The organism is Devosia sp. 2618, from assembly GCF_040546815.1.
Classification (GTDB): domain Bacteria; phylum Pseudomonadota; class Alphaproteobacteria; order Rhizobiales; family Devosiaceae; genus Devosia.
On record NZ_JBEPOO010000001.1, the window covers coordinates 3,886,346 to 3,905,299 of the forward strand.

19 protein-coding genes are annotated in these 18,954 nt (G+C 60.8%); 14 read left to right on the plus strand and 5 right to left on the minus strand.

Annotated features, from left to right (window positions below):
- Window positions 1-70: 70 nt before the first annotated feature.
- The 5 genes from acnA to ABIE28_RS19235 all read left to right on the plus strand — a co-directional run bounded on the left by acnA (window position 71) and on the right by ABIE28_RS19235 (window position 5,225).
- Complete coding sequence (acnA, locus tag ABIE28_RS19215) at window positions 71-2,743, plus strand: aconitate hydratase AcnA (RefSeq protein ID WP_354065750.1); 2,673 nt, start codon at window positions 71-73, stop codon at window positions 2,741-2,743.
- A gap of 118 nt (window positions 2,744-2,861) precedes the next feature.
- Window positions 2,862-3,242 (plus strand): VOC family protein, encoded by a 381-nt coding sequence (locus tag ABIE28_RS19220; RefSeq protein WP_354065752.1) that lies wholly within the window; start codon window positions 2,862-2,864, stop codon window positions 3,240-3,242.
- A gap of 97 nt (window positions 3,243-3,339) precedes the next feature.
- Entirely contained in the window at window positions 3,340-4,077 is a 738-nt protein-coding gene (locus ABIE28_RS19225; protein WP_354065754.1) for a DUF1223 domain-containing protein, read from the plus strand.
- Between the two features lie 260 nt (window positions 4,078-4,337).
- Window positions 4,338-4,748, plus strand: a complete 411-nt coding sequence (locus ABIE28_RS19230) for a DUF2794 domain-containing protein (protein ID WP_502913413.1) — start codon at window positions 4,338-4,340, stop codon at window positions 4,746-4,748.
- 15 nt (window positions 4,749-4,763) lie between these two features.
- Window positions 4,764-5,225 (plus strand): GNAT family N-acetyltransferase, encoded by a 462-nt coding sequence (locus ABIE28_RS19235; RefSeq protein WP_354065756.1) that lies wholly within the window; start codon window positions 4,764-4,766, stop codon window positions 5,223-5,225.
- Here the strand turns inward: ABIE28_RS19235 and ABIE28_RS19240 are convergent.
- Both ABIE28_RS19240 and ABIE28_RS19245 read right to left on the minus strand, forming a co-directional pair.
- Window positions 5,222-5,722 carry a GNAT family N-acetyltransferase gene (locus ABIE28_RS19240; RefSeq protein WP_354065758.1) on the minus strand — a complete coding sequence of 167 codons (501 nt, stop codon included), beginning with the start codon at window positions 5,720-5,722 and terminating at the stop codon, window positions 5,222-5,224. The genes ABIE28_RS19235 and ABIE28_RS19240 overlap by 4 nt on opposite strands.
- A gap of 101 nt (window positions 5,723-5,823) precedes the next feature.
- The gene (locus tag ABIE28_RS19245; RefSeq protein WP_354065760.1) at window positions 5,824-6,594 is read right to left on the minus strand and encodes a Bax inhibitor-1/YccA family protein; all 771 of its coding nucleotides are present in this window, start codon (window positions 6,592-6,594) and stop codon (window positions 5,824-5,826) included.
- 204 nt (window positions 6,595-6,798) lie between these two features.
- Between ABIE28_RS19245 and thpR the strand changes: the two genes are divergently transcribed.
- The 4 genes from thpR to rlmN all read left to right on the plus strand — a co-directional run bounded on the left by thpR (window position 6,799) and on the right by rlmN (window position 10,131).
- Window positions 6,799-7,338: an RNA 2',3'-cyclic phosphodiesterase gene (gene thpR / locus ABIE28_RS19250; RefSeq protein ID WP_354065762.1), complete on the plus strand. Its 540-nt coding sequence runs from the start codon at window positions 6,799-6,801 to the stop codon at window positions 7,336-7,338.
- Between the two features lie 218 nt (window positions 7,339-7,556).
- On the plus strand, window positions 7,557-8,078 hold the full coding sequence (locus tag ABIE28_RS19255) for an invasion associated locus B family protein (protein ID WP_354065764.1): 522 nt from the start codon (window positions 7,557-7,559) through the stop codon (window positions 8,076-8,078).
- 88 nt (window positions 8,079-8,166) lie between these two features.
- Window positions 8,167-8,670 carry an invasion associated locus B family protein gene (locus ABIE28_RS19260; RefSeq protein WP_354065766.1) on the plus strand — a complete coding sequence of 168 codons (504 nt, stop codon included), beginning with the start codon at window positions 8,167-8,169 and terminating at the stop codon, window positions 8,668-8,670.
- A 255-nt stretch (window positions 8,671-8,925) separates the two neighbouring features.
- Entirely contained in the window at window positions 8,926-10,131 is a 1,206-nt protein-coding gene (rlmN, locus tag ABIE28_RS19265; RefSeq protein ID WP_354065768.1) for a dual-specificity RNA methyltransferase RlmN, read from the plus strand.
- Between the two features lie 190 nt (window positions 10,132-10,321).
- Here the strand turns inward: rlmN and ABIE28_RS19270 are convergent, their stop codons facing one another.
- From ABIE28_RS19270 to ABIE28_RS19280, 3 genes are read right to left on the minus strand one after another with little or no spacing between them, the layout of a single operon-like run.
- Entirely contained in the window at window positions 10,322-10,480 is a 159-nt protein-coding gene (locus ABIE28_RS19270) for a YqaE/Pmp3 family membrane protein (RefSeq protein WP_354065770.1), read from the minus strand.
- 52 nt (window positions 10,481-10,532) lie between these two features.
- Window positions 10,533-11,177, minus strand: a complete 645-nt coding sequence (locus tag ABIE28_RS19275; protein WP_354065772.1) for a LysE family translocator — start codon at window positions 11,175-11,177, stop codon at window positions 10,533-10,535.
- A gap of 25 nt (window positions 11,178-11,202) precedes the next feature.
- On the minus strand, window positions 11,203-11,667 hold the full coding sequence (locus ABIE28_RS19280; protein ID WP_354065774.1) for an Lrp/AsnC family transcriptional regulator: 465 nt from the start codon (window positions 11,665-11,667) through the stop codon (window positions 11,203-11,205).
- A 130-nt stretch (window positions 11,668-11,797) separates the two neighbouring features.
- On the opposite strand from ABIE28_RS19280, the gene ABIE28_RS19285 reads away from it, so the two are divergent.
- The 5 genes from ABIE28_RS19285 to typA all read left to right on the plus strand — a co-directional run bounded on the left by ABIE28_RS19285 (window position 11,798) and on the right by typA (window position 18,887).
- On the plus strand, window positions 11,798-13,021 hold the full coding sequence (locus tag ABIE28_RS19285) for an argininosuccinate synthase (protein ID WP_354065776.1): 1,224 nt from the start codon (window positions 11,798-11,800) through the stop codon (window positions 13,019-13,021).
- A 130-nt stretch (window positions 13,022-13,151) separates the two neighbouring features.
- Window positions 13,152-15,281 carry a putative bifunctional diguanylate cyclase/phosphodiesterase gene (locus ABIE28_RS19290; RefSeq protein WP_354065778.1) on the plus strand — a complete coding sequence of 710 codons (2,130 nt, stop codon included), beginning with the start codon at window positions 13,152-13,154 and terminating at the stop codon, window positions 15,279-15,281.
- Between the two features lie 132 nt (window positions 15,282-15,413).
- Entirely contained in the window at window positions 15,414-16,070 is a 657-nt protein-coding gene (locus ABIE28_RS19295; RefSeq protein ID WP_354065780.1) for a ferritin-like domain-containing protein, read from the plus strand.
- Window positions 16,071-16,081: 11 nt separating this feature from the next.
- Window positions 16,082-16,741: a ferritin-like domain-containing protein gene (locus tag ABIE28_RS19300; RefSeq protein ID WP_354065782.1), complete on the plus strand. Its 660-nt coding sequence runs from the start codon at window positions 16,082-16,084 to the stop codon at window positions 16,739-16,741.
- Window positions 16,742-17,072: 331 nt separating this feature from the next.
- Window positions 17,073-18,887, plus strand: coding sequence for a translational GTPase TypA (typA, locus tag ABIE28_RS19305; protein WP_354065784.1), 1,815 nt, complete (start codon window positions 17,073-17,075; stop codon window positions 18,885-18,887).
- The last annotated feature ends 67 nt before the right edge of the window (window positions 18,888-18,954 follow it).

The window sequence follows — 18,954 nt, forward strand, 5'->3', positions numbered from 1 at the left end:
GTTGAGCGGTGAGTGGGACTTTGTCCCGGGCCGGCGCGCCTGCCGCAACCGACACAAAAGGGCGGAACCTATGACCTCGGTAAACAGCTTCAAGTCGAAATCGACCCTGACGGTGGGCAGCAAGACCTACACTTACTATTCCATCGCAGAGGCGGAAAAGAACGGCCTCAAGGGCGTTTCGGCGCTGCCGTCGTCGATGAAAGTGGTGCTGGAAAACCTGCTGCGCTTTGAAGACAACCGAACCGTCACCAAAGCCGATATCGAGGCGGTGGCGACGTGGCTTGTGACTCGCACCTCCGAACACGAAATTTCCTACCGCCCAGCCCGCGTGCTGATGCAGGATTTTACCGGAGTGCCCGCCGTGGTCGATCTCGCCGCGATGCGCGACGCGACCGCCAAGCTCGGTGCCGATCCGCAAAAGATCAATCCGCTGGTGCCGGTCGATCTGGTCATCGATCACTCGGTGATGGTCGATAGCTTTGGTACGGCCGCCGCCTTCGGGCAGAACGTCGAGCTCGAATATGAGCGTAATGGCGAGCGCTATGAATTTTTGCGCTGGGGCCAGTCTGCTTTCGATAATTTCCGCGTCGTGCCCCCCGGCACCGGCATTTGCCACCAGGTGAACCTGGAATATCTGGCTCAGACCGTCTGGACCAAGGACGAGGACGGCGAAACCGTTGCTTACCCCGATACGCTGGTGGGCACCGACTCGCACACGACCATGGTCAACGGCATGGCCGTGCTCGGCTGGGGCGTGGGCGGCATCGAAGCCGAGGCGGCGATGCTCGGCCAGCCCGTCACCATGCTGATCCCCGAAGTCGTTGGCTTCAAGATGACCGGTCGCATCAATGAAGGCATTACCGCCACCGATCTGGTGCTGACGGTCACCGAAATGCTGCGCAAGAAGGGCGTGGTCGGCAAGTTCGTCGAATTTTACGGCCCCGGTCTCGACTATCTCAGCCTCGAAGATCAGGCGACCATCGGCAATATGGCGCCCGAATATGGCGCCACCTGCGGCTATTTCCCGGTCGATGCCGATACGCTCAAATATCTGACCACATCGGGCCGCAGCCCGGAGCGCGTGGCGCTGGTTGAGGCCTATTCGAGGGCGCAGGGCATGTTCCGCGAGACTAATTCGCCCGATCCAGTGTTCACCTCGACGCTTGAGCTCGACCTCTCGACCGTCGTGCCATCCATCTCCGGTCCAAAGCGTCCGCAGGACCGCATCGAACTGGCTTCGGCCAAGTCAAAATTCATTGAACTGCTGCCCAAGGAATTCGGCAAGGCCGACGATCCGGCCGTCGCCGTCGATGGTCAGGACTATACCCTGACCCATGGCGATGTCGTCGTGGCCGCCATCACGTCCTGCACCAACACGTCCAACCCCTCCGTGCTGGTCGCGGCAGGTCTGCTCGCCCGCAAGGCGCGGGCGCTGGGTCTCAATCGCAAGCCATGGGTCAAGACCTCGCTGGCGCCCGGTTCGCAGGTTGTGACCGACTATCTCGATAGCGCTGGGCTTTCGGCAGATCTTGATGCTGTCGGCTTCAACCTTGTCGGTTATGGCTGCACCACCTGCATCGGCAATTCCGGTCCGCTGCCGGCCGAGATTTCCAAGGCCGTGCAGGCTGGTGATCTGGTCGCGACGTCGGTTCTGTCGGGCAACCGCAACTTTGAAGGCCGCATCAATCCGGACGTGAAGGCAAACTTCCTCGCCTCACCGCCGCTGGTTGTCGCCTATGCGCTGGCCGGGTCGGTCAAGGTCGACATCACCACCGAGCCGCTCGGCATCGGCAGCAATGGCCAGCCGGTCTATCTCAAGGATATCTGGCCGACCAATCAGGAAGTCGCCGAGATCGTGCGCACGCATGTGACCAAGGAGATGTTCCAGGGGCGCTATTCGGACGTCTTCAAGGGCGACACGCACTGGCAGAACATCGCCATCGAAGGCGGCGAGACCTATGGCTGGAATTCGAGCTCAACCTATGTGCAGAACCCGCCATACTTTGAAGGCATGACCATGGAGCCAAAGCCGGTGACCAATGTCGTCGGGGCCAAGGTTCTGGCACTGTTCCTTGATTCGATCACCACCGACCACATTTCACCGGCCGGTTCGTTCAAGGCCTCGACGCCCGCCGGCAAATATCTCGAGGAACGCCAGGTCGCGCCACGCGATTTCAACTCCTATGGCGCCCGTCGCGGCAATCATGAAGTGATGATGCGCGGCACCTTCGCCAATATCCGCATCAAGAACCAGATGCTGCCCGGCGTTGAAGGCGGCTACACCAAGGGTCCCGATGGGTCGCAGATGGCGATCTACGATGCCGCCATGGCCTATCAGGCTGCCGGCACGCCGCTGGTGATCTTTGCCGGCAAGGAATATGGCACCGGCTCCTCGCGTGACTGGGCGGCCAAGGGCACGAACCTGCTCGGTGTGCGCGCCGTCATCGCCCAGTCGTTCGAGCGTATTCACCGCTCCAATCTGGTCGGCATGGGCGTCATTCCGCTGCAGTTCAAGGATGGCGAAAGCTGGCAGACACTGGGCCTTGATGGGTCGGAAACCGTCGACATCGAAGGCGTCACCGAGATCGCGCCGCGCGCCAAGGTCAACGTCAAGATCACCAAAGCCGATGGCTCGGTGCTCAATGTCGAAACGCTTTGCCGCATCGATACCGCCAATGAGCTCGACTACTACAAGCATGGCGGCATTTTGCAGTATGTGCTGCGCAGCCTCGTCGCGGCATAGGTCCAAAGATGATTTGAAATGGCGGCCTGCGGGTCGCCATTTTCGTTTCGGCCACGGCTCCTGACACGCTTTGGCGTGTCCGGATGCGACCAAGGCCGCTCAATGCGAAAGGCTTTCCATGCTCGATCATATCGTTCTGACCGTTTCTGATCTTGAGCGGTCCAAGAAGTTTTACGAACTGACGCTCGCGCCGCTGGGCATTGCGCATGGCGTCGATTATTCGGGTCCACATGGCCATGCCGATATGGTGGGCTTTGGCAGCCAGCGCCGGATGTATTTCTGGCTCAAGCAAGGCGAGGCCAAGTCGAGCGCCGTGCATTTCGCCTTTGTCGCCGAAACAGCCAAAGCATTGCAGGCTTTTTACGATGCGGGGCTTGCCGCAGGCGGTCGCGACAATGGCGCGCCGGGGCCGCGCGACAAGTATGATCCGCGCTATCACGCCGCCTATGTGCTTGATCCTGATGGCTATAATCTTGAGGCGGTGTTTCGCGACTATTGAGGCCTTGTCGCCGCGATAGGACATTGTGCCCATAATTTGGGCCTCTCACCCTCTTTTGACTGGCGAGTGTCTGTGATCGCGGCTTACAACCTTGGCCATGACGATCAGACCTCTCCTCGGCCCGGTTCTGGGCATTGTCACGCTCGCGCTGCTGGCCCTGCCGGCTGGGGCCGACACGTCGCAAACCCGTCCCAAGGCGGTGGTGGAACTGTTCACCAGCCAGGGCTGCGCCTCATGCCCACCGGCCGACGCCCTGCTGACTAGCCTTGCTTCGAAGGGTGATATCGTCGCACTGGCCTATCACGTCGACTATTGGGACTATGTGGGCTGGGAAGACACCTTTGGTGACCCGACCTATTCGGATCGCCAGCGCGCCTATGCCAAGGGCTGGGGCTCGACCCGCATCTATACGCCGCAAATGGTGGTCAATGGCGCCGAAGGCGTCGTCGGCTCGCGGCGCGACGAGGTGCATGACGCGCTTGATGGCGTCAGCCTGCCGCTCGACGTGACGATCACCCAAAGTGGGGACATGCTCAAGATCGACGTGCCGGCCAACCGGGCGCTCGGCAATGCGGTGATCTGGATGGTCAGCTATCTCGACCGCGCCGATGTCGCCGTCGAGAAGGGCGAAAATGCCGGCAAATCCATGGTCTATACGCAGGTCGTGACCGGCCGTCAGGCGCTGGGCATGTGGGAAGCCTCCACCGGCGCCAATCTCAAATTGCCCCTGCCTGCCGTGCTCAATGACGGCAGCACCGGTATTGCCATTCTCGTGCAAAAAGAGCGCAACGGCCTGCCGGGTCCAATCCTGGGCGCTGCCACCTTCGAGCGATAGGCCAAAAAAATCCCGTCCTTGGGGGCAAGAACGGGAGTGACTGACTGGTCAACTAGATAGGGTTGGCTGGCACCCGGACGTCTGGGTTTGGGGGCTCGGTCGGCCCGGATGCCAGCCCTGGAGGCAATGGTTGTAGGGTGACCCTGCATTCGGGCGGGCTCAGGGAAAAACTGTGACCAAATTGGGGTATTTGCATTTCCCCGAACCGGCCTTGCATAAGCCGCCAATTCCCGCAATCATGACAGTCGTTTGACACCACGTTGTCCTGGAGTGACCCCAAGTTGCAGGGCCGCACGCCGAATGACCGGACGGTAAGTCTCTCGCTGGTGCAAGCCAGTGACGCTTCAGCGAGCCCGGCGCAGAGCAAAGTTCCCGCCATTGTCGCCTTCGATCGCAAGGAACTGGCGCTGATTCTCAATGTCTATGGTCGCAAGGTCGGGCTGGGCGAGTGGCGCGATTACGCCATGGATTTTTTGCGCGAACGGGCGGTGTTTTCCATCTATGCGCGCGTCTCCGAACGCCCGCTCTATATCGTTGAAAAGACCCCCAAGCTGCGCAACAAGCAGGGGCAATATGCGGTGACCAACCAGCAGGGCCGTATCCTTAAACGCGGGCATGACCTCGCTCTGGTGCTGCGCGTGCTCGATCCGCAACTGGCAATCGTTGGGTGATGCTTGGCTGATACGATGCTAGTCCGTCCCGCCAGGCGCGATGACGTCGCGGCCATGAGCCGGGTGCTCAGTGCGTCCATTACGCAATTGTGTGCCGCCGACCATCACGATGATCCCGACGCCTTGGCCGCCTGGACCCGCAACAAGAGCGTCGAGGGCGTCACCGCGATGCTCGACAATCCAAACCTTGAAATGCAGGTGGTCGAGCGCGACGGCGCTGTCATCGCAGTAGGCGCAGTCACCCATGATGGCAGCGTGGCGCTCAACTACGTATCGCCACAAGCGCGCTTTACGGGCGCCAGCACGCTGCTGCTGACCCAGCTTGAAGCCTCGCTCAAGGCACTGGGTCATGCCGAAGGGCGCCTTGAAGGCACCCAGACGGCGATGGACTTTTACCTCCGCCGCGGCTGGCTGCCCGATGGCCCACAAGCCGTCGGCCGCAAGGTCAACGGCTACCCGATGCGTAAGGTGCTCTAAAGCGTCAGCTGCATGTGGACGATATCGAGCCAGCGGTCGAACTTGAGGCCGAGTGCGTTGTAATAGCCGACCTTGTGGAAGCCGAGGCGTTCGTGCAGCACGACCGAATTGGCGTTCTCGGCGGTGATGACGCCGATCATCTGCTTAAAGCCCTTGGCGCGGGCCTGGGTGATGATTTCGCCCAGCAGCACCTTGCCCAGGCCTTTGCCGACCGCGTCCTTGTGGAGATACAGCGTTTCCTCGCAGGTGAAACGATAGGCCGGGCGCGGGCGGAACACCGAGGCATAGCCATAGCCCAGCACGCTGCCATCAGCGCCTTCCACCACGATTGTGGGGTGGTCCAGATCGAGCATGGTGCCGAACTTTTCCGCCAGCTTGTGTTCGCTGGCCAGTTCGGTGTCGAAGGTGGCCGTCGAGTGCAGCACGTAGTGATTGTAGATGGCGGTGATGGCGGGGACGTCGGCCCAGCGGAAGGGGCGCATTTGATAGTCGGTCACGGCAGCAATCCAGGCAAAAGAAAAGACCGCAGCCTTTGTAGGCTGCGGTCCGAATATTCGTCCAACCAAATTGCTTGATCCTGCGATCAAGCGAACATGGCTTACTCGCGGTTGCCGAACAGGCGGAGCAGCATCATGAACAGGTTGATGAAGTCGAGGTAGAGGCTCAGTGCGCCCATGATGGCGCCCTTGGCGAGCACGTCAGCGCCGTGCGACTCCGAGTAGCCTTCCTTGATCTTCTGGGTGTCGTAGGCGGTCAGGCCCACAAAGATCAGCACGCCAACAGCCGAGATGATCCATTCCATCATCGAGGACTGCAGGAAGATGTTGACCACCGAAGCGATGATCAGGCCGATCAGGCCCATGAACAGAAAGCTGCCGATCTGGGTCAGGTCACGCTTGGTGGTGTAGCCGTAAAGGCTCATGGCACCAAAGGTCGCGGCGGTGATGAAGAACACCTTGGCGATCGACGCGTCGGTATAAACCAGGAAGATCGAGCTCAGCGACAGGCCCATGATGGCTGCGAAGGCCCAGAAGGTGGCCTGTGCGGCTGGCACGGAAAGCTTGTTGATGCCAAAGCTCAGCACCAGCACGAAGGCCAGCGGAGCAAGCATGACAACCCACTGCAGCGGGCTTGCGAACAGCAGGTAACCCCACTGGGTGACATACTGGCCATTGGCCAGCTGGCCCACGGCGGCGGCAGGATCGGTGGTGATGGCGGCAGCAGCGGCAAAGTATGCCGCAACGCCGGTCACGATCAGACCGATGCCCATGTAATTGTAAACGCGCAGCATGTAGCTGCGAAGGCCCTCGTCGATGGCCAAGGCCGAGCCGGCCCGCGCACCGAGGGTCTGACGGTCATATTCAGCCATAGTCGGTTTCCTTTCCCAATTGGAATGCGGCTCTAGCACCGCCGGTGGGCATTGGTTTGCCACTTGCCGGTCAATATGGATGCGAGCACAAGTGTTTACAAGACTTCATGCCGCACTGCGACGAATCGACTGGCCGGCCAAGGCCACTGTGCTAGGCTCAAAGGCGAATCGCGTCACTGAATCCTTGCAGAAGAGGAGGGCCTCATGCCCCGGCTCTTTACCGGCCTCGAAATTCCGGCCGATGTTGGATTTGCGCTTTCCCTCAAGCGCGGTGGGTTGACTGGGGCGCGCTGGATCGACCCCGAAAACTATCACATTACATTGAGATTTATCGGCGATGTGGACCACCATGTGGCCGACGATGTGGCCGATAGCCTTGACCGCTTGTCGAGTTCGCTGCGCTTTTCGGTGCGGCTGACTGGCCTCGGCAGCTTTGGCGGCGACAAGCCGCGTTCGCTCTATGCCGGGGTCGAGCCGAGCGAGGCTTTGACGCGGTTACAGGCCGCGCAGGAGCGCGTGCTGCAACGGGCGGGCCTGCCAGCCGAGGGGCGCAAATTTGTGCCCCATGTCACCCTGGCGCGGCTGCGCGGGGCAGGGCCGGAAGAGGTGGCGCGGTTCCTCTCGGAAGCGGGGCGATTCGAGCCTTTGGCCTTCCAGGTCGGGCGGTTCGTGCTGTTCTCGAGCAAGGATTCGGTGGGGGGCGGTCCCTATGTGGTGGAACAGAGTTATCCGTTGGTTGCCTGATCACAGTCACGCAAGTGTTAGCTGATTGTTAACCCCAACGGCGCAAACCGGAGGTAACGGGGCTGCGTTCGCCAAATTCCCGCCGCGATTGCCTCGCTATTGATGCAAATACGGTTGGATGTGGCGGCATTTGACATCTTGGTAACCATGTTCGGGGCAGACTTCGCGGGCAGCCTCCTCCAAACCCGGGACCTTCAAGAATGGGGAAGACTTTGGCAATGACGACGAAAACCGGTGGCCTTGCAGTTGGGCTCGCGGTCGGCGCGATCATGATTATGGCACCCGTTGCGCAAGCGCAGCAGGCGACAGAACTCGGCACTTTCAATGCATGGACAGCCTGGCGGGCCACCGACGCCTCGGGCGTGATCTGCTATGTGTCGGCCACGCCGCAGAAAAGCGAGCCAGCTGGCGCCAATCGCGATCCGATCCACTTCATGATCATCCACCGCAAGGGGATGGGTACCAAGAATGAAGTGCAGACCATTATCGGTTATCCCTATAACACCACCAATGCAGGCGCGAGCGCGTCTGTCGATGGTCGATCCTATCCCATGGTCACCGAAGGGTCGGCTGCATGGCTGGCGTCGACCGGCGATGAGAGCGGGTTCGTGACGGCATTCAAGGCCGGCAGCAGCCTTGTGATCAAGGGCACCAGCCAACGCGGCACCAATACGACTGACACTTATTCGCTCTCGGGCGCCACTGCGGCGGTCAACGCCATCGACGCGGCCTGCAAGTGATTTTTGGGTTGCCCCAATCGGGCGATCAGCCATATCTGGGTGGAGGGTCCGCGCGGCCCTTCGCCCTTTGCCGTTTCGAGAGGCCCTGATGTTCAAGTCCGCCGTGGCGCTTTCCCTTGTCGCCAGCCTGAGCTTTACCGCCGTCGCCCACGCGCAGCAGGTGCGGCTATTGGGTGAGCATCGTGCCTGGTCCAGCTATGCGGCCAACGACGCGAACGGCGCCGTTTGCTTTGCCATGGTCAAGCCCGATACCGTGACGCCACGGCCCGATGGCTATACCCAGGCCTATATCTACATCACCAACCGCCCGGCCGAGCGCGTGACCACCGAGTTCAACCTCGTCGCCGGTTTCACCTTCCAGCCCGACAGCATGGCGACGATCAATGTCAGCGGAAAAGTGTTCAACCTGTTCACCCAGAACGACGCCGCATGGCTCGACGACACCAGCCAGGCCTCAGCGCTGGCCAGCGCCATCCGCGCTGGCTCGTCCATGGTCGTCGAAGGCACCACCTCGGCCGGCATCAAGGTGACGCAGAATTACTCGCTCTCGGGCGCCACTGCCGCCCAGCAGTCGGCTGGTTCGGGCTGTTAAGCGTTTCGCATCCGCGATCGGTCCCCTCGCCCCTCAGGGGAGAGGGCTAGGGTGAGGGGTGAAGGCCCCTCGGCTTAAGCACCACGTCTGAACCCCTCACCCGGCGCTGACGCGCCGACCTCTCCCCTCAGGGCGAGGTGAAGGGCGCTCCGCACCTGGCGCACATCGGCCTCCCGCTAGCGTGACTTTGCCTAAACTCTCCCCATATGCTATTGGCCGCGCCACTCCCGCAGTTTCCGGACCTTTCGCCACGCCATGAGCATTGCGCTGAACCTTGACCATTCGACCGCCCTTCGCCCTGCTGCGACCAGCCGGCCGTCGCTGATCGGCCTCAGCAAGCCACAGCTGGCCGAGGCGCTGACCACAGCCGGTATCGCTTCCGACAAAGAGGCGCGCATGCGCGCCAACCAGTTGTGGAACTGGCTCTATGTCAATGGCACCACCGATTTCGAGCGCATGACCAATGTGGCCAAGCCCGTGCGTCAGCGGCTCAGCGATACGTTCAATCTCGACCGCCCGGAAATCGTCACCGAACAGGTGTCGACCGATGGCACGCGCAAATGGCTGTTCCGCTTCCGCGATCCGGCAAATCCGAACTACCCGCCGGTTGAAGTCGAAACCGTCTATATTCCCGAGCAGGATCGCGGCACGCTCTGCGTCTCTTCCCAGGTTGGTTGCACGCTGACCTGCTCGTTCTGCCATACCGGCACGCAAAAGCTGGTCCGCAACCTGACGGCTGGCGAAATTCTTGGCCAGATCCTGATGGCGCGCGAGCGTCTCGGTGATTTCCCCGGCGGTTCGCGTCCCGACGATGGCGGCCTTGTGCCGGCCGAGGGCACCCGCGCCATCACCAATATCGTGATGATGGGCATGGGCGAGCCGCTCTATAACTATGACAACGTCAAGCAGGCGCTGCTGATCGCTTCGGCTGGCGACGGCATGAGCCTGTCCAAGCGCCGCATCACGCTCTCGACTTCGGGCGTCGTGCCCTTCATCGAGCCGACTGGTCGCGAGATCGACGTCATGCTGGCCATTTCGCTGCATGCCACCAACAATGATCTGCGCGACGTGCTGGTGCCGATCAACAAGAAGTGGCCGCTCGAGGAATTGCTCGAAGCCTGCCGCACCTATCCGGGCGTGTCGAACGCCCGCCGCATCACTTTTGAATATGTGATGCTCGACGGCATCAATGACAGCGATGCCGAAGCGCGCGAACTGGTGCGGTTGCTGGCTGGCATTCCGGCCAAGATCAACCTCATCCCGTTCAACCCCTGGCCCGGCGCCAACTATGGCACCTCGCCGTCGTCGCGCATCGAACGCTTTGCCGACATCGTCAACAAGGCCGGCTATGCCAGCCCCGTCCGCACCCCCCGCGGCCGCGATATCTTCGCCGCCTGCGGCCAGCTCAAGAGCGAAAGCGAACGCCTGAGCAAGAAAGACCGCGAAGCACTGGCTGGGTAGGATTGTTCCCTCTTTTCACCTCGCCCCTCAGGGGAGAGGTCGACGCGTCAGCGTCGGGTGAGGGGTGCAGTGCTTCAGCATCCACCCCCCATCAGCATGGCAATGATGCCAAGCTGAGAGATATCGCGCCTTGTGACCCCTCACCCTAGCCCTCTCCTCTGAGGGGCGAGGGGACCTGTTCGGTGGCATCCTACTTCCGCGTGATCACCCAGACAGCGTGGATCAGGCCCGGAAAATACCCCAGCAGGGTCAGCAGGATATTGAGCCAGAATTGCAGGCCCAGGCCGACCTGCAGGAAAACGCCAACTGGCGGGATGATCACCGACAAGATGATGCGAACGACGTCCATGGATTGCCCCTTGTTTTAGAGCGAGGCAAACGAATGGATCGGCGAAACGTTCCTACTTGCGACCTTCGGCCAGCAGAATAGTTGCCGCGAACGCCAAGAACACCGCAGCAAAGCTCCAGTTGAGCGCTTTGGCCACCCATTTGTTTGTCTGCAGCGTTTTGGTCAGCCATTCGGCGAAGAGCACGATGCCGATGACAATCGGCAGCGAGATCAGCACGAATTCAAAGCCGAGGAAGACCAGCTTGCTGGCGGCGGCCGGATCGTCGGCCGAAACGAACTGGGGCAGGAAGGTCACGAAAAACAGCGCGACCTTGGGATTGGTCAGGTTGATGCCCAGCCCGGTCATGTAGCTTTGCGCAAAGCTGGGCTGTTTGCCGCCGGCCTTGGGCACCAGCATGCTGCCGCTATCGCGGATCGCCTGAATGGCCAGCCAGATCAGGTAGAGCGCGCCAACGATCTTGAGGGCCCAGAAGGCAGCAGGGGCGGCAACGATCAGCACCGAAATACCAAAGGCCACCAGCATCGTGTGGACCGCAATGCCGGTCAGCGCGCCCAGCACCGTCGCAAAGCCATGGCTGCGCCCCCAGTTGATGGTGCGCGAGATAAACAGCGCCATATCGGGGCCCGGGGTGATCGCCAGCACCAGCGCGGCGACGGCAAAGGTCAGCATAACCGACAGATCGGGAAGAAAGGCCATAGTCTACTCCAGCGCGATCGTCCGCCTAAATCGGCAGCTCGTTGCTTTTCTTGATGGTTTCCATCGGCACATCCGTCTTGACGCTTTGCACGCTGGGAATGCGGGTCAGGTGGTCGGACTGGAAGCGCCAATAGGCATGCAGATCTGCTGTAACAACTCGCATGATCGCGTCGCATTCGCCAGTGGTCAGATAGCACTCGACCACCTCGGGGAATTTGCGCACGGTTTCGGCAAATTGCTGGGTAATGGCGGCGTCCTGCGTCTTGAACCAGACGCGCACGAACACCGTCAGCCCCAGCCCGACAAGCGGGCCGTTGAGCACGGCGACATATTGGCCAATGACGCCGCTTTCTTCGAGCAGCTTTACCCGACGCAGGCAGGGGGAGGGGGAGAGCCCCACTTCATTGGCCAGCTCAACGTTGGAGATGCGGCCATTGCGCTGCAGGGAGCGCAAGATACGGCGGTCAATGGCATCCAGTGTTTCTGGCATGAAGTGCGGCCTATCAATAAACTATTGGCATATTCTGCCAGAAAGTTCCGCCAATGTGAAGGAATCGCAAGATTGTTGCGTGGCGTCTGGCTTATCCTGTCGGCATACTAGTTCTGGGGACTTAAATCTCGTGGCAAAAGACATCAAGAAGGTCGTGCTGGCCTATTCGGGCGGGCTCGACACCTCGATCATTCTCAAGTGGTTGCAGGAAACCTACAATTGCGAAGTGGTGACCTTCACCGCCGATCTGGGGCAGGGCGAAGAGCTCGAGCCCGCGCGCAAGAAGGCCGAAATGTTCGGCATCAAGGATATCCGCATCGAGGACCTGCGCGAAGAGTTCGTGCGCGACTTCGTGTTCCCGATGTTCCGCGCCAATACGGTATATGAAGGCCAGTACCTGCTCGGCACCTCGATTGCCCGTCCACTGATCGCCAAGCGTCTGGTCGAAATCGCCCAGGAAACCGGCGCCGATGCCATTTCCCATGGCGCGACCGGCAAGGGCAATGACCAGGTTCGGTTCGAACTGACCGCCAATGCGCTCGATCCCTCGATCAAGGTCATCGCGCCATGGCGCGAATGGGACCTGCGCAGCCGCACCCAGCTGCTCGACTATGCCGAGCGCAACCAGATCCCGATTGCCAAGGACAAGCGCGGCGAAGCCCCGTTCTCGGTCGACGCAAACCTGCTGCACACCTCGTCGGAGGGCATGGTGCTGGAAGATCCAGCCGTGCCGGCGCCAGACTATGTCGCGCAGCGCACGGTCAATCCGGAAGACGCACCAAACGAAGCCGAAATCATCGTCATCGGTTTTGAAAAGGGTGACCCGGTCTCGATCAATGGCGAAAAGCTGTCGCCCGCCGAATTGCTGACCAAGCTCAACGAGCTGGGCGGCAAGCATGGCGTCGGCCGTCTCGATCTGGTTGAAAACCGGTTCGTCGGCATGAAGTCGCGCGGTCTTTACGAGACCCCCGGTGGCTCGATCATTCTGGTCGCCCATCGCGGCATCGAATCGATCACGCTCGACCGTGGTGAAGCTCACCTCAAGGATGAGCTGATGCCAAAGTATGCCGAGCTGATCTATAATGGCTTCTGGTTCTCGCCAGAGCGCGAAATGCTGCAGGCCCTGATCGACAAGAGCCAGGAATATGTGACCGGCGACGTGACGGTGAAGCTCTATAAGGGCAGCGCCAATGTCATCGCCCGTAGCTCGCCATACTCGCTCTATTCGATGGATCTGGTGACCTTCGAAGAAGGCGCAGTCGCCTACGACCATAAGGACGCCGAGGGCTTCATCCGCCTCAATGGTCTGCGTCTCAAGACCTGGGCGGCCCGTAACGCCAAGGCACGCGGCTAAATCTGGCGAATTCGTGGTGGGCGGCAGTCACTTGTTGCCCATCACCCATCCCGCTTAAATACTCGTTAACGGGTAACGTCTAGCGTTCGCTCCAGCGTCGTGCCCAAGCATTGGTACTGGAGAAGAACGAGTGCGCGCAGAAGACGCCGTTAGCGTTGGAGAGTTGGCCGAGGCCGTGCTGCTCGATGCTGCGCTCGAAAACATCCCTTATGGCTTTTGTGTTTGGTCCCCCCAGTTCCGACTGGTGATGTGGAACAAAAACTGGCGCGACATCTATGGCTTCACCCTCGAAGACGTACGCCGGGGCATGACGCTCGAAGACGTGGTGCAGCTGTCCCACAAGCTGGGCAACCACGCGTCGCAGGATGCCAGCGCCTTTTACGAGAGCTATACCAGCGAGCTGCTGGCCAATCGCGATGGCGAGCGGGCGCGCAGCCGCGAAGTGGTGCATGGCGGGCGGACCATTGAAACCGCCAATATCTATTCCGACAGCCTTGGCTGGGTGGTCACCCACGAGGACATTACCGACGAGATCAAGCGCACCGAGGTCGTTCAGAAGCGCAAGCTGGAGCTGGAACGGCAAAACATCCGGCTCGACGCCGCCGTCAATAATATCAGCCAGGGCCTGTGCATGATGGACGCCAAGGGGCGGTTGGTCATCTGCAACGAGCCCTATGCGCGGATTTACAATCTTCCGCTCAACCTGCTCAAGCCCGGCACCCAGCTCGAACGCATCCTTGGCCATCTGTTTGATGAGGGTATGAGCGCTGGCGGCACACGCGAGGAGTATATCGCCTGGCGTCGCGACGTGATCTCACGCCGCGAATATGGCAAGACCGTCCATGAGTTGGGCAATCGTACCATCATGATGCAGCACCATCCCATGAAGGATGGCGGCTGGGTCTCGACCCATGAAGACATTACCGAGCAGCGCCAGAACGAAGCGCGCATCCGCCACCTGGCGCGGCACGATGCGCTGACCGACCTGCCCAACCGTATCGAATTTCTGGAGCAGATGGCCAAAACCGAAGCTGGGCTCAGCCGCGGCGAAAAGGCGGCCGTGCTCTATATCGACCTCGACCACTTCAAGGCGGTCAACGATACGCTGGGCCATGCGGTGGGTGACGAGGTCATCAAGCAGGCCTCGGCCCGCCTATGGGGCACGACGCGCGAGACTGATGTTCTGGCGCGGTTGGGTGGTGACGAATTTGCGCTCCTGATGCGGCCTATTGAATCGGCCAGCGATGCCGCCAAGATTGCCGATCGCATCATCAAGTCGATCGGTACACCAATGGTGATTGGTGGCCAGCAGATCGAAATCGGCGCCAGCGTCGGCATCGCGGTGGGGCCGGGCGACGGGGTCAAGACCGATACCCTGGTCAAAAATGCCGATCTGGCGCTCTACAAGGCCAAGAGCGAAGGCCGCTCAACCTACCATTTCTTTGAATCGGGCATGGATGCAGAACTCCAGCAACGCCGCTCGATTGAAGCTGGCTTGCGGCTGGCGCTGCAGCGCAATGAACTGCGCCTGATGTATCAGCCGCTGCTGGGACTGGACGAAAACCGCGTCACCTGTGTCGAGGCGCTGCTGCGCTGGGATCACGAGGGGCGCACCATTTCGCCCACCGAATTTATCCCCATCGCCGAAGAAACCGGGCTGATCGTTGCCATCGGCGAATGGGTGCTGCACGAAGCGATCCGCACCGCCGCGACCTGGCCGGGCGATGTCCGCGTGGCGGTCAACCTCTCCTCGTTGCAGTTCAAGAGCCGCGAACTGCTCAGCGCCGTCAAAACCGCGCTCGCCGATGCCCGCCTGCCGGCAACGCGGCTGGAACTGGAAATCACCGAGTCGCTGCTGCTGGCCGAAAACGACGCCAATCTGCAGGTGCTGCACGAATTGCGCGCCATTGGCGTACGCATCTCGCTCGATGACTTCGGCACCGGCTATTCATCGCTGAGCTATCTGCGAAGCTTCCCCTTCGACAAGATCAAGATTGACCGCTCCTTCATGCGCGATCTGACCAGCCGGGTGGATAGCCAGGCTATCATCAAGGCCGTCATTGGTCTGGGTCAGTCGCTGGGCATGTCGACGACCGCCGAGGGCGTCGAAACCCAAGAACAGCTCGATATGGTGCGGGCGCAGGGCGCTTCGGAAGTGCAGGGGTTCCTGTTCTCGCCGCCGCTGCCACCAGCGGCTCTGGCGCATCTGCTGCATTCCGATGCCGTCAAATCGCACCTCAACCAGAAAAAAGCCTCCTGACGCGGGCGTACGGTTCTGGCGCGGGTTTAGTTTCGCGCACATTGTCACATAAGCCTCTGTTCTGACCGAAACCTGCCGGCGGGCGATCCCGTAGCTTTGCTTAGTTGCACAGCTCCACGGGAGAATTCGACCATGACCAGCACGTTCAGCCTATCCCGGCGTCACCTGCTAAAATGGACTGGCGCTGGCGCCACCATTGCCGTTGCAGGCTCGCTTCTGCCCAATTTCGGTATTTCGGCGGCGCTTGGTGCCGAACTCGGCGACGGCGATATCGGCGTTCTCAATTACGCCTATGCGCTCGAGCAGCTGGAGGCGGCTTTCTACACGCAGGTGCTGAAAACCCCCTTCAACCGCATGGAGCCCAATGATCAGGTCATCCTGACGCAAATCCGCGACCACGAGATCGCCCATCGCGACTTCCTCAAGAAGGCCCTTGGCCGCAATGCCATCCCCGGCCTTGAAGTCGATTTCTCGGCCGTCAACTTCTCCAGCCGCAGCAGCGTGCTGGGCACGGCCGATGTGTTCGAAAACCTTGGCGTCGCCGCCTATAATGGCGCCGGCCAGCTGATTTCCAACCCCGCCTATCTGGTTGCCGCCGGCTCGATTGTGTCAATCGAAGCGCGCCATGCTGCCGCCATTGCCGATCTGATCCGGCCTTACAGCGCCGAGTCCGTCGGTCGCGGCAATGTCGATGCCAAGGGCCTCGATGGCGCTTTGCTGCCGTCCAAGGTGCTCAAGGCCGCCGCGCCGTTCATCGTGACGCCCGTCACCGCTGCAACCCTGCCGTAAGGATCGTCATCATGACCAACCAGAACCCCATTCTGCACGATATCGAACCCGAACTGGCCGATACCATCGTGGCCAGCCGTCGCGACATCTTCACCAAATACGCCAAGGCCGCCGGTATTCTGACCAGCGCGCCGCTGGTGCTGGCGCTGGCCTCCAACCAGGCCTTTGGCCAGTCGCTGCCCAAAAAGATCGAGGATGTGCTCAATTTCGCGCTGACCCTCGAATATCTTGAAGCCGCGTTCTATGCGCAGGGCAACAAGGCGCGTGGCCTGATCCCGTCGAAATATCGCACTGTGTTCAAGACCATCGGCCAGCACGAAGACGCCCATGTCAAACTGCTCAAGGGCGTGCTCGGTTCGGCAGCGGTCGCGGCGCCTGCCGTCGATTTTACCGCCGGTGGCAAATATGCCGACGTGTTCTCCAACTTCGACACGTTCCTGGCCCTCAGCCAGACGTTCGAAGATCTGGGTGTGGCTGCTTACAAGGGCCAGGCCGGCAATCTGATCGGCTCGGGCGAAATCCTCACCGTGGCGCTGCAGATCCATTCGGTCGAAGCCCGCCACGCTGCCGAAGTCCGCCGCATCGGCCTCAAGATCGGCTGGGACAGTGCCTTTGACAAGCCACTGAGCAAGAGCGCCGTGCTCGCTGCCGCGACGCCGTTCCTCGCCTGATCCCTCTAATCGACCTGTGGTTCGCCTCCCAGGTTGTGTGTGTGATCGCCGCGTTCTCTCCGGGGACGCGGCGATTGCGTTTTTTTGCTAATCGTGGGTATTTCGGCGCGCCAGCGAGTAACCAAACGCGACACAATCGTGGCTTTGCAACCCACCTCTGCGTCTCGGGCGCTTGTCGATTTGGCTTTGATGCTGTAATAGCCGCGCAAATGCGCCAGCCTGCCCCTATTGCGGCTGGCGTTCATGTTTCCGCATGATTTCAGCCAAGCCGCGCTCCGAACCACTTCCGGGGCCTTTTTTTGGGATCATGCCACCAGAGGCACTATCCCTTATGTCCTTGCGCAATATCGCCATTATCGCCCACGTTGACCACGGCAAGACCACGCTGATCGACGTGCTGCTCAAGCAGTCCGGCTCCTTCCGTGAAAATGAACGCGTTGAAGAACGCGCCATGGACAGCAACGATATCGAGCGCGAGCGCGGCATCACCATTCTGGCCAAGGTCACGTCGCTGCTTTGGAAAGACACCCGCATCAATATCGTCGACACCCCCGGCCACGCCGACTTCGGCGGTGAAGTCGAGCGCATCCTGTCGATGGTTGACGGTGTGGTTCTGCTGGTCGACGCGGCCGAAGGCCCGATGCCTCAGACCAAGTTCGTGCTTGGTAAGGCTTTGGCCCAGGGCCTTCGTCCCATCGTTGCGATTAACAAGATCGACAAGTCCGACGAGCGTCACCTCGAAGTTCTCGAAGAAATCTTTGACCTGTTCATCGCGCTCGACGCGACCCCGGAACAGCTCGACTTCCCAGTGCTGTACGGCGCTGCCAAGCTCGGCTGGATGGCCAATGAGCCCGATGGCGCGCGCGAAAGCCTGGCACCACTGCTGGACAAGGTCATCGAGCACGTTCCAGAGCCAAAGGTCGAAACCGGCCCGTTCCGCATGCTGGTCACCACCATCGAGCGCAATCCTTTCCTCGGTCGTATTCTGACCGGCCGCATTTTCTCCGGTTCGGTCAAGGCCGGCGAAGCGATCCACACGCTCAACCGTGATGGCAAGATCGTCGAAAAGGGCCGCGTCTCCAAGGTTCTGGCCTTCCGTGGCCTTGAGCGTACCCCGATTGACGAAGGCGTGGCGGGCGACATCGTCGCTATTGCAGGTCTTGAAACCACCACTGTGGCCGACACCATTTCGGTGCCACAGAACATGACCCCAATCCCATCCAAGCCGATTGATCCGCCAACCCTGTCGGTGACCTTCCGCATCAATGACGGCCCGCTGGCCGGTCGCGAAGGCGACAAGGTGCAGTCGCGCGTTATCCGTGAACGCCTGATGCGCGAAGCCGAAGGCAACGTCGCCATCAAGGTGACGCCAGGCGACGACAACGACTCCTATGACGTGGCTGGCCGTGGCGAATTGCAGCTCGCGGTTCTGATCGAAAACATGCGCCGCGAAGGCTTTGAGCTCACCATCGGTCGTCCGAAGGTGCTGTTCAAGGAAGAGAACGGCGTCAAGCTCGAGCCAATCGAAGAAGTCATCATCGACGTTGATGACGAGCACACCGGCGCGGTCGTGCAGAAGCTGACCGAGCGCAAGGGTGAACTCACCGACATGCGCCCGTCCGGCGTTGGCCGTACCCGTATCCGCCTGCTCGTGCCAACCCGTTCGCTAATCGGCTACCAGGCTGAACTGCTGAGCGATACGCGCGGCACCGCCATCTTCAACCGTCTGTTCCACGACTTTGCCCCGTTCAAGGGTGAGCTGGCCAGCCGTCGTACCGGCGTTCTGATCTCGAACGGCACCGGCCAGTCCGTTGCTTTCGCGCTGTGGAACCTGGAAGATCGCGGCCCGATCATGATCGACGCTGGCGTCGACATCTATGAAGGCATGATCATCGGCGAGCACAGCCGCGAAAACGACCTTGAAGTGAACGCGCTCAAGGGCAAGCAGCTGACCAACATCCGCACCACGTCCAAGGACGAAGCGGTTCGCCTGACCACGCCAAAGAAGCTGACCCTCGAGCAGTCGATCGGCTACATCGCCGATGACGAGTATGTGGAAGTGACCCCCAAGTCGATCCGCCTGCGCAAGATGTGGCTCGATCCAAATGATCGCAAGCGCATGAGCCGCGCCTCGAAGTCCGCATAATATCAAAGGGCCCCACGGAAACGTCGGGGCCCTTACTCTTTGTTGGGGTTTGATCGCCATGTTGCCG

What these genes read in the sequence shown, in the direction of transcription:
- acnA (WP_354065750.1), top strand. Translation starts at nt 71, where the DNA reads ATGACCTCGGTAAACAGCTTCAAGTCGAAATCGACCCTGACGGTGGGC.
- ABIE28_RS19220 (WP_354065752.1), top strand. Translation starts at nt 2,862, where the DNA reads ATGCTCGATCATATCGTTCTGACCGTTTCTGATCTTGAGCGGTCCAAG.
- ABIE28_RS19225 (WP_354065754.1), top strand. Translation starts at nt 3,340, where the DNA reads ATGACGATCAGACCTCTCCTCGGCCCGGTTCTGGGCATTGTCACGCTC.
- ABIE28_RS19235 (WP_354065756.1), top strand. Translation starts at nt 4,764, where the DNA reads ATGCTAGTCCGTCCCGCCAGGCGCGATGACGTCGCGGCCATGAGCCGG.
- ABIE28_RS19245 (WP_354065760.1), bottom strand. Translation starts at nt 6,594, where the DNA reads ATGGCTGAATATGACCGTCAGACCCTCGGTGCGCGGGCCGGCTCGGCC.
- thpR (WP_354065762.1), top strand. Translation starts at nt 6,799, where the DNA reads ATGCCCCGGCTCTTTACCGGCCTCGAAATTCCGGCCGATGTTGGATTT.
- ABIE28_RS19255 (WP_354065764.1), top strand. Translation starts at nt 7,557, where the DNA reads ATGACGACGAAAACCGGTGGCCTTGCAGTTGGGCTCGCGGTCGGCGCG.
- ABIE28_RS19260 (WP_354065766.1), top strand. Translation starts at nt 8,167, where the DNA reads ATGTTCAAGTCCGCCGTGGCGCTTTCCCTTGTCGCCAGCCTGAGCTTT.
- rlmN (WP_354065768.1), top strand. Translation starts at nt 8,926, where the DNA reads ATGAGCATTGCGCTGAACCTTGACCATTCGACCGCCCTTCGCCCTGCT.
- ABIE28_RS19270 (WP_354065770.1), bottom strand. Translation starts at nt 10,480, where the DNA reads ATGGACGTCGTTCGCATCATCTTGTCGGTGATCATCCCGCCAGTTGGC.
- ABIE28_RS19275 (WP_354065772.1), bottom strand. Translation starts at nt 11,177, where the DNA reads ATGGCCTTTCTTCCCGATCTGTCGGTTATGCTGACCTTTGCCGTCGCC.
- ABIE28_RS19280 (WP_354065774.1), bottom strand. Translation starts at nt 11,667, where the DNA reads ATGCCAGAAACACTGGATGCCATTGACCGCCGTATCTTGCGCTCCCTG.
- ABIE28_RS19295 (WP_354065780.1), top strand. Translation starts at nt 15,414, where the DNA reads ATGACCAGCACGTTCAGCCTATCCCGGCGTCACCTGCTAAAATGGACT.
- ABIE28_RS19300 (WP_354065782.1), top strand. Translation starts at nt 16,082, where the DNA reads ATGACCAACCAGAACCCCATTCTGCACGATATCGAACCCGAACTGGCC.
- typA (WP_354065784.1), top strand. Translation starts at nt 17,073, where the DNA reads ATGTCCTTGCGCAATATCGCCATTATCGCCCACGTTGACCACGGCAAG.